Below are 9,789 nucleotides of genomic sequence, written 5' to 3'. Positions count from 1 at the left end.
GGGTAGTCTTTCGGATCGAACGGAAAAATGTTCGGATCGGGGCGACCAGCCGGCATATTCATTCGTTCAACAGAAATAACATTACTGAATTTCTTCAGTTTTCCCACATTTTCTTTGGTCAGCGGAAACATATACTGAGCCCCGTTTCGGTGACGGTCTGCTTTCGATATATGAAGTCGATCGAGAGCTTCCGGGTTAATCGCTGTCCCGTCCGTGGTGACAATGTAGTCGTACTGAAGTCCCGGGATGGTGATTTGTGCTTTCCCATTAACAAAAACCTGGGCGTTGACAATTTTCAACGAATCGCCAGGAATGGCCACACAGCGTTTAATGTAATTTTCCCGCTTATCGACCGGACGATAGATAATGTCGCCAAAAGTACGCTTGTCGTTCCAGACCCGTTCTCGGCCATACATCCTGACGAGCTGATAGTAGCTTTGCGCCTGCATATTGACTGCTACCGTATCACCTTCCGGGAAGTTGAAAACCACCACATCGTTGCGATGCACATGGCTAAACCCCTTCAACCGATGATATTTCCACTGAATGGCATCGGAATACGACTTCACGGTTTTGGTCAACGGCATCGTGTGGTGTACAAACGGGAACGAAATGGGGGTGTTGGGAAGTTTCGGTCCGTAGGCTGTTTTGCTGACAAATAGGTAATCGCCAACCAACATGGTTTTTTCCATGGAGGAGGTTGGGATGGTGTAAGCCTCGATAAAGAACATCCGGATAAAGGATGCCGCAATGACCGCAAAAATAATGGCATCAACCCATTCAACAACTTTTGTTTGCTTGCCATCCGGCGGATTTTTCTTTTTCCAGAAAGCCCAATGTACCTTTTGCGTGATATAAATATCGAAAATCATGATCAGGCCGAAGAACCACCAGTAAATACCGAGCCAAATGACCCAAAGGGTATACACTAAAGCTACAATGGCAAATTTAAACCATTTGTTTGTCAGAATACTTCTCATTCGAAAGTGCGTTTATCTTACAAAATATGATGAAATGCAATTATGATAGTCTTAGGCCAACTCGTCGAGTAGATTTTTCATGGATAGGATGCCTTTCCGGCCCTGGCAGAATTCAGCTGCCAGAACTGCTCCAAAGGCAAATCCCCGACGACTTTTGGCACTGTGAGTTATTTCGATGTAATCGACTTCTGAATCGTATTTCACGGTGTGGATGCCCGGTACTTCGCCTTCGCGAATGGCTTCGATGGGTAATTCGGTAGCTGATTTCGGTTCATCGATGGTCCACGAATCAATTCGCTTTACTTCGCCGATAATATCTTCGGCAAGTGAAATAGCCGTACCACTCGGTGCATCGAGTTTGTGCGTATGATGAACTTCGGTCATGCTAACATTGTACTGGTCGAATGCATTCATCATGCGTGCCAGTTTGCGATTCAGTTCGAAGAAAAGATTGACGCCTAAACTGAAATTGGATGCATAAAAGAAGCAGCCTTCTTTCTCCCGGCAAGCTTTTTCTACCTCATCTCTGCGCGATAGCCAACCGGTGGTACCGCTAACTACCGGAACATTGGATGTAAAACATAACCGGTAATTGTCGACAGCAGAAGCAGGCGTTGAAAATTCGATGGCAACGTCGGCTTTTTTGAGGTTCTCTTCTGTAAGAGCTTCGGCATTGTTTACATCAATTTTCAAAACAATCTCATGGCCGCGGCTAATGGCAATCTCCTCAATTGTTCTCCCCATTTTACCGTAACCGATTAGCGCAATCTTCATATAAAATTTTATTGAATTGGTATATATTCCGTTTCAGGAATTACAAATATAAGATTATTGAGGAAAAGCATGCGTGAATTATTGTTAAGGTGGGAATGGTTTTACTTGGTGAAAGTGTGTGTTTGAAAAAGGGAACAGACTGGTTGATGACAAAAAAAGGGAAGCTCGTCCTGAGCCTCCCTTATATCTGAATGTTTATTTCACCTAATCCGAAAAAAATTATTTTACCTTCTCAACAATGGCGGTGAATGCAGCCGGATGGTTCATAGCCAAATCGGCCAGAGCCTTACGATTAATTTCGATATTGGCTGCTTTCAGTTTCCCCATAAACTGTGAGTAGGAGAGTCCTTCGACGCGGGCAGCAGCGTTGATACGCTGAATCCACAATGCGCGGAAGTGGCTTTTCTTTTTCTTTCTGTCACGGTACGCATACTGAAGACCTTTCTCGTATGTGTTTTTAGCAACCGTCCAGACATTTTTCCTGGCACCAAAGTAACCTCTGGTCTGGCTCAGGAGTTTCTTGCGACGCGCTCTCGACGCCGCATGATTTACTGATCTTGGCATAATTTCTACAATTTGAATAATGGCGGGTTTATTGTCTCAAAACCACTTAGTTGCTCATCATCCGGTTAGTAACTAATATTTTCTATCTCTGTTCAAAAGGATTGAAATCCATTATTTCATCGCGAGAAGCTTCTTCACGTTCGCTTTGTCAGCGTCGGCTACGGTACCCCAATAAGTGAGGTTACGCTTCTGTTTAGTCGTCTTCTTCGTCAGAATGTGACTTTTGTATGCGTGCTTCCTTTTGATTTTTCCACTCCCGGTGAGTTTGAAACGCTTCTTAGCACCGGGATTTGTTTTCATCTTAGGCATTACAGTCTAATCTTTAAATTCGAATTACTTTTTCTTCTTAGGCGAAATAAACATGGTCATTCGTTTTCCTTCGAGTTTTGGCATTTGCTCTACAGCACCCAACTCTTCCAGATCTTGTGCAAACCGCAATAACAGAATTTCTCCCTTTTCTTTAAAAAGAATTGAGCGACCTTTGAAAAACACAAACGCTTTGACCTTTGCACCTTCCTGAAGGAATTTTTCAGCATGCTTCAGCTTGAAATTGTAATCGTGATCGTCGGTGTTCGGACCGAATCGAATCTCTTTGACAACTATTTTCGTTGCTTTAGCTTTCAATTCCTTCTGTTTCTTTTTCTGCTGATAAAGAAACTTCTGATAATCGGTGATACGACAAACCGGTGGTACTGCTTTCGGGGAGATTTCTACCAGATCAAGTTCGAGTGCATCTGCCATGCGCAATGCCTCTCTGGTGGGAAAAACTCCCGGATTTTCTACATTTTCACCTACCAATCGAACTTCCGGAACACGGATATGTTCATTGGTCCGGAAACTCAGTTTGTCTTCTCTTTTTGGCCTTGGGCCTCTGCCTCTTTTTACTGCTATGGCTAAATCCTCCTTTGATTAATTAGTATTACGGTTAACTATAAAAGGCTGACAATTGTTCGCGAACTTCTTTATTAACAAATTCAGCGAACTCATCAAGTTGCATGGTTCCTTTATCACCTTCACCTTGACGGCGAACAGAAACCGTATTTTCTTCCATTTCTTTTTCACCAACGATGAGAAGATATGGAATACGTTTCAATTCGTTGTCACGGATTTTCCTGCCAATCTTCTCGTTACGTTCGTCAATTATGGCGCGAATATCGGAATTATTTAAGTATTCTGAAACTTTTTGAGCATAATCATTATACTTTTCGCTGATGGGCAAAATAACCACTTGTTCAGGTGTTAACCACAACGGGAACTTACCAGCCGTGTGCTCGATAAGCACAGCTACAAAGCGTTCCATCGAACCAAATGGTGCCCGGTGAATCATTACCGGACGGTGGCGTTTGTCATCAGCACCGATGTACTCGAGCTCGAAACGTTCCGGCAGATTGTAATCCACCTGGATGGTTCCCAGCTGCCAGCTCCGACCTAAAGCATCCTTGATCATGAAGTCGAGTTTGGGACCGTAAAAGGCAGCTTCACCCAATTCGGTTACCGTATTCAGCCCTTTCTCGTCACAAGCTTCAATGATGGCTCTTTCTGCTTTTTCCCAGTTTTCATCCGAGCCGATGTATTTTTCTGTATTCTTCGGATCCCGGAGTGAAATCTGTGCAGTGTAATCATTAAAGTCAAGAGCTTTAAATATAATAAAAATAATATCGATAACCTTAAGGAACTCCTCCTTCAGCTGGTCAGGACGACAGAAAATATGAGCGTCATCTTGGGTAAAACCACGCACACGCGTCAGTCCGTGTAACTCACCACTTTGTTCGTAGCGGTAAACCGTTCCGAACTCAGCCATCCTAACAGGAAGGTCTTTGTAGGAGTGCGGTTTGCTACTGTATATCTCGCAGTGATGTGGACAGTTCATCGGTTTCAGCAAATACTCTTCGCCTTCAGCCGGGGTATGAATCGGCTGAAAGGAATCGGCACCGTACTTCTGGAAGTGACCGGAGGTTTTGTACAAATTAACATCACCAATGTGTGGAGTGATAACCTGTTCGTAACCGAATTTCTTCTGTACCTTTTTCAGGAACTGCTCTAACTGATCGCGTAGCATGGCACCTTTGGGCAACCACAGCGGCAGACCAAGTCCAACGCGTTGCGAGAAGGTAAAAAGTTCCATCTCTTTGCCGATTTTCCGGTGGTCGCGTTTCTTGGCTTCCTCCAGCATCACCAGGTATTCTTCCAGCATTTTCTGCTTCGGGAAAGTAATACCATAAATACGGGTCAGCATTTTATTTTTCTCGTCGCCACGCCAGTATGCGCCGGCGATGCTGGTCAGTTTTACTGCCTTGATATAACCGGTATTGGGCAAGTGCGGTCCACGACAAAGGTCGGTGAAATTACCCTGGTTATAAAGGGTAATGGTTCCGTCTTCCAGTTCCGAAATCAGCTCTTGTTTGTAAGGATCACCTTTTTCGGTATATGTTTTCAGTGCGTCGGCTTTGGAAATCTCCTGACGAACAATGTCATTTTTCTCCCGGGCCAACTCAATCATTTTCTTTTCAATCTGCGGAAGGTCTTTGTCCGAAAGAACTTTTCCGTCAGCAAGGTCAACATCGTAATAAAATCCGTTGTCGACAGTCGGACCGATTCCGAACTTGGTTCCCGGATAGAAGAACTCAATTGCTTCGGCCATCAGGTGAGCCGATGAGTGCCAGAATGTTTCTTTTCCTTCACGGTCGTCCCAGGTATGCAGCTTAATACTGGCGTCTTCGTTAATCGGACGCATCAAATCCCAAACCTGCCCGTTTACCGATATGGACAGAACATCTTTTGCCAGCCGGTTACTAATGGAGCGGGCAATATCGAAGCCGGTTACCCCAGGTTCGAATTCCTTAACAGAATTATCCGGAAGTGTAATTTTTATCATTTGTTTCTCTGTTTTCTTCTAGCCTGCAAAGATAATCATAATCTCGACACACATAAAATTGTACTCCTGCTTAATTTTATGGTTTCATGAATTTTATTCCCTTGCCTACAACATATCCGAATGACGGTTGAATTTTTATCTTTGAAGATTGATTTAGCGAGGGGGACGATTTTAAGCCCCCAAAGGGTGATTCATCTTGGAAATAGGTAAACAGATATAAAATTCATTAATCAAAAAAACATTATGCAGAAACGAAAGAGTCTATTTTTTCTGGCGCTTTTAGTGGTTATGTTTATTCCTCGGGTTCAGGCGCAGAAGATTACGCTGGCGGATGTAGTTTCAAAAGGAACATTCCGGCCCAAAACGGTTGAAGGCTTGCGTTCGATGAAGGATGGCCTTCATTATACGACACTTGAAAAAGGCGGAACAGAAATCGTTAAATACAGTTACAAAACCGGTGAAAAAGTAGCCACTGTTTTGTCGGTTGCCGATCTGAAAATCGATTCCCTGAAAAACATTACCGATTACGAATTCAGTTCCGATGAATCGAGGGTACTGTTAATGACGGATAAGCATAAAATTTACCGTCGCTCGTTTACTGCAGAATACTACGTGTACAATTTTACCACAAAGGAAGTGACTCCGCTCTCGACGAAAGGATGCCAGCAGCTGGCAACATTTTCGCCCAACGGCGAGCGGGTTGCTTTCGTGCGCGATAACAACCTGTTTGTGAAAAGCCTCCGTTTTGGCACCGAACGACAAGTTACCTTCGATGGAAAGCGTAATCATATCATCAACGGGGCACCGGATTGGGTATACGAAGAGGAGTTCGAATTTAATAAGGCATTTGCGTGGTCGCCAGACAGCAAAAAGGTGGCTTTCATGAAATTTAATGAAGATGCTGTTCCAACATACAGTTTCCCGATGTATAAAGGCGAGGACCCGGCTCACATGAAGAACCGCCTGTATCCACATGATTACACGTACAAATATCCGAAGGCAGGCGAGCCAAATTCCACTGTAGAGGTGTATGTGTATGACATCAAATCACGGACGAGCATCGATGTCGATTTGGGAACGGATACCGACCAATATATTCCCCGCATCCGCTGGATACCTAATGCCAGTGAATTGGCTGTTTTCCGGGAGAACCGGTTACAAAACAAGCTGGATGTGTTGTTTGCCAATCCCTTTTCAGGCGATACCCGTTTGGTTTACACCGAAAAGAATGATCGCTATATAGAGACGGACTTTTTGGATAACCTAAAATTTTTACCGGATAACAAACACTTTGTGATTACCAGCGAGCAGGATGGTTACAATCATTTGTACCTGTACGATTTTAGCGGTATTAAAGTAAAAAGGCTGACTGATGGCGATTATGATGTGACCAAATTTTACGGTTACGACCCCGACCGGAAATTGTTTTATTATCAGGCGGCAGCCGAATCACCTCTTCGCCGTGAAGTGTATGCAGTTAGTCTCGATAAGAAGAAAAAGTACAAGCTTTCGGAGCAGGAAGGTACCAACGATGCGGTTTTCAGTAGCGGATTTAAGTATTACATCAACTATTTCACGAATGTGAAAACACCGATGTACGTAACGCTTCATGATTATCGCGGAAAGCTCATCAGGGTACTGGAAGACAATGCTGCATTGAAGCAAAAAATGGCTGACTATCAGATTCCACAAAAGGAATTTTTCACCTTTAAGAATTCGGAAGGAGTGGAGCTGAATGGCTGGATGATTAAGCCGCTCAACTTTAACCCGAATCAGAAATACCCGGTCGTGATGACGCAGTACAGCGGTCCTAACTCGCAGGAAGTGCTCGATAAGTTCAGCGTAGACTGGTATTCTTACCTGGCGCAGGACGGTTATGTGGTGGCTTGTGTCGATCCGCGCGGTACCGGCGCAAGAGGCGAAGATTTCCGGAAGTGTACCTACATGCAATTGGGTAAACTGGAGTCGGATGACCAGGTCGATGCAGCCAAATATCTGGGGTCGTTACCTTACACCGATAAAAACAATATTGCCATTTGGGGATGGAGTTACGGTGGTTTCATGTCGGCGCTTTCGCTGGAAAAAGGAGCCGGTATTTTCAAGGCAGCCATTGCTGTAGCACCGGTAACTAACTGGCGTTTTTACGACTCGATTTATACTGAACGTTACATGCGTACGCCGGAGCAAAATCCGGATGGATACGACGAAAACTCACCGCTGAATCACGCAGCCGAAATAAAAGGCAAACTGCTGCTGGTACATGGCTCAGCCGATGACAATGTGCATTTGCAAAATTCGATGGAGTTTGCGGAAGAAATGGTTCAGGCCGGAGTGCAGTTCCAAATGATGATTTACAATAACCGGAATCACAGTATTTACGGTGGAAACACGCGAATGCATCTCTACACGATGTTTACCGATTTCCTGAATAACAACCTAAAGAAATAAGAAAGAAAAACCCCGGATAACTTCCGGGGTTCTTTTTTTAATGCTGGCAAAAGCGGTCGATGTGCGGCAAATCGTTTTTAATAAACTTTTGCACGGCGGCATCAATATTGTTTTCGTCAGTGATGACAACCTCCACATTGCGGGCTGAAAAATCGTTGTACAAACGTTGGCCCATTCCTCCCGAAAGAACAGCTTCAACCCCTTCTAAGGCATTGAAAATACCTTCGTGCGAATGACCGTGGTGGTGCTCATGCTCATGATGGTGTTCTTCACCGTGGTGATGTTCATGGTGATGAAGATGCGAGGTATCGAGACTAAACTCCTCTTTTGCATGGCCAGTGAAATCGTTGTCACGGATTTCCTCTTTTACTACCTGGTTGTTTTCTATCTCAACGATTTTGAATTTCCGGGTTTTACCAAAATGGCGCGAAATGGTTACGCCATCCATGGTTGGTACGGCAATTTTCATGATATTCAGTTATTTTAATTTCTGGTGAAACATTGTTTTCATTCAATTTCAGACATCATAAATGTGTCATGAGTAATTAAAGTGAACAAATGTTCATAAAAGATTGTGATATTTCCAAATAAACCAGGCATTTTTTAAGCAGAAAAGAAGGTAAGAACAGGACGGTGGAAGTAAGTTTTTGTCCTTCTGCAAGAAAGACCAGAGGTGTAGAAAAATGGCCGTATGTAGGGCGAAAATTTTGGGTGAAAGGTTAGCAATAACTAAAAAATCATTTATATTTGCACCCGCAATTGCAGATAACACAATTGCCCAACGTTCTGAAAAAAATTATGCCCAGGTGGTGAAATCGGTAGACACGCTAGTTTCAGGGACTAGTGATCGCAAGGTCGTGAAGGTTCGAGTCCTTTCCTGGGCACATTAAATTCAACTATTTAGGGATACGCCCAGGTGGTGAAATCGGTAGACACGCTAGTTTCAGGGACTAGTGGCCGCAAGGCCGTGAAGGTTCGAGTCCTTTCCTGGGCACTTAAAGGCCGGCATTCTTGCCGGCTTTTTTGTTGGGTACCTTCCTTGTGAAATCCATACGACTTCGTAAATTTACCGTTCAACGATAGTAAGAAAAAACATTCTTAATGAAGCATATTTTACTACTGGTTGGGTTCAGCATCATTTTGCTGACCAGTTGCAGCATGCAGGGAAAACTCACCAGAGCCTATGAAGGGAAGAAGTGGGAACAGGTGCAACTGGCAGAGGGAAGACCTACCCGCGTGGAGCATCGTGCGAATGGAGAAAAGGTAATGGTTTACGTTCGTGAAAAGAATCTGGGAAAGGCACCGATTAATACCGGAAACTTTCAGTATGATGAATTTGACAGCCCGGCAGCTACAAAAACAGAAACGACTTATTTTTATGTTTCAAAGGATGGAATCGTGGAACGGGTCGGGTTTGAGCGTCAGTACGAGCGCTAGCAAGCGAAAAAGTTGCAAAAAAGGGGAAGGAAACACGTCCATGTTTTCCAAAAATTTTTACATTTGCAACCGCTATTAAAAAATGCCCGGATGGTGAAATTGGTAGACACGCCAGCTTGAGGGGCTGGTGCCGGTTTTCGGCGTGCAAGTTCGAGTCTTGTTCCGGGCACACCGCATTTTTTAAAGCAAAAGTTCTTCATCACTTTCGATTGATATTTTTAGCGAGAGTGTATTTAATGCCCAGATGGTGAAATTGGTAGACACGCCAGCTTGAGGGGCTGGTGCCGGTTTTCGGCGTGCAAGTTCGAGTCTTGTTCTGGGCACACAACACCTGATAGAGAAAAGCACTTAAACCTTAGGGTTTGGGTGCTTTTGTTGTTTTACAAAATTATCCTGTGAGTCATATTTTGTCATTCGTGGTGGAATGGTAAGGGCAATTTATGAAGCAAGGAGTACCTGACACATTGGTCTACAATAACAGAAAAAAATCCCCTGCCTTGAACGGCATGAGGGGAATGCCCCTCTATTTCTTTGGAAGGATATCAGGAAACCTCACAACGACAAATTTCGATGAGATAATATGTGTGTGAGAGGTATTGTTTTGTATGATAGTATGGTACGGTATAGTCCATATCTTTTGCCAATCAAAAAAAATTTCCTGTTTTAATATTTTCTCCACCTATTTAAAACATTTGTACTCCCTGTTTTTGC

General features: G+C 43.9%; 9 protein-coding genes and 4 tRNA genes. 6 read left to right on the top strand and 7 right to left on the bottom strand.

The features are described 5' to 3' along the window. The 6 genes from T426_RS0118720 to thrS all read right to left on the bottom strand — a co-directional run. Nucleotides 1–980 (bottom strand): S26 family signal peptidase (locus T426_RS0118720; RefSeq protein ID WP_027586111.1); only part of this gene is annotated, 980 nt, incomplete at its 3' end. A 51-nt stretch (nt 981–1,031) separates the two neighbouring features. After that, nucleotides 1,032–1,754: a 4-hydroxy-tetrahydrodipicolinate reductase gene (dapB, locus tag T426_RS0118715; protein ID WP_025866272.1), complete on the bottom strand. Its 723-nt coding sequence runs from the start codon at nt 1,752–1,754 to the stop codon at nt 1,032–1,034. A 219-nt stretch (nt 1,755–1,973) separates the two neighbouring features. After that, nucleotides 1,974–2,318 carry a 50S ribosomal protein L20 gene (gene rplT, locus T426_RS0118710; RefSeq protein ID WP_025866271.1) on the bottom strand — a complete coding sequence of 115 codons (345 nt, stop codon included), beginning with the start codon at nt 2,316–2,318 and terminating at the stop codon, nt 1,974–1,976. A gap of 111 nt (nt 2,319–2,429) precedes the next feature. Then, complete coding sequence (gene rpmI, locus T426_RS0118705; protein WP_025866270.1) at nt 2,430–2,627, bottom strand: 50S ribosomal protein L35; 198 nt, start codon at nt 2,625–2,627, stop codon at nt 2,430–2,432. Between the two features lie 24 nt (nt 2,628–2,651). After that, nucleotides 2,652–3,161 carry a translation initiation factor IF-3 gene (gene infC / locus T426_RS0118700; protein ID WP_051539217.1) on the bottom strand — a complete coding sequence of 170 codons (510 nt, stop codon included), beginning with the start codon at nt 3,159–3,161 and terminating at the stop codon, nt 2,652–2,654. An 82-nt stretch (nt 3,162–3,243) separates the two neighbouring features. Then, nucleotides 3,244–5,193: a threonine--tRNA ligase gene (gene thrS / locus T426_RS0118695; protein ID WP_025866268.1), complete on the bottom strand. Its 1,950-nt coding sequence runs from the start codon at nt 5,191–5,193 to the stop codon at nt 3,244–3,246. A 243-nt stretch (nt 5,194–5,436) separates the two neighbouring features. Between thrS and T426_RS0118690 the strand changes: the two genes are divergently transcribed. After that, nucleotides 5,437–7,641, top strand: coding sequence for a S9 family peptidase (locus tag T426_RS0118690; RefSeq protein ID WP_025866267.1), 2,205 nt, complete (start codon nt 5,437–5,439; stop codon nt 7,639–7,641). A 37-nt stretch (nt 7,642–7,678) separates the two neighbouring features. Here the strand turns inward: T426_RS0118690 and T426_RS0118685 are convergent, their stop codons facing one another. After that, entirely contained in the window at nt 7,679–8,110 is a 432-nt protein-coding gene (locus tag T426_RS0118685; RefSeq protein WP_025866266.1) for a NifB/NifX family molybdenum-iron cluster-binding protein, read from the bottom strand. Nucleotides 8,111–8,441: 331 nt separating this feature from the next. On the opposite strand from T426_RS0118685, the gene T426_RS0118680 reads away from it, so the two are divergent. The 5 genes from T426_RS0118680 (at nt 8,442) to T426_RS0118660 (ending at nt 9,401) form a co-directional block, all read left to right on the top strand. Then, nucleotides 8,442–8,525 (top strand) — tRNA-Leu (locus tag T426_RS0118680). Nucleotides 8,526–8,551: 26 nt separating this feature from the next. Next, nucleotides 8,552–8,635: transfer RNA gene (locus tag T426_RS0118675), tRNA-Leu, on the top strand. A gap of 107 nt (nt 8,636–8,742) precedes the next feature. Continuing rightward, on the top strand, nt 8,743–9,078 hold the full coding sequence (locus T426_RS0118670) for a hypothetical protein (RefSeq protein ID WP_025866265.1): 336 nt from the start codon (nt 8,743–8,745) through the stop codon (nt 9,076–9,078). A gap of 84 nt (nt 9,079–9,162) precedes the next feature. Then, nucleotides 9,163–9,247, top strand: a tRNA-Leu gene (locus T426_RS0118665). 69 nt (nt 9,248–9,316) lie between these two features. Further along, a tRNA-Leu gene (locus T426_RS0118660) sits at nt 9,317–9,401 on the top strand. The last annotated feature ends 388 nt before the right edge of the window (nt 9,402–9,789 follow it).

This window comes from Prolixibacter bellariivorans ATCC BAA-1284, from assembly GCF_000621705.1.
GTDB lineage: Bacteria > Bacteroidota > Bacteroidia > Bacteroidales > Prolixibacteraceae > Prolixibacter > Prolixibacter bellariivorans.
Note: the sequence above shows the minus strand (reverse complement) of the source record. Positions and strands in the feature narration are given on the sequence as shown.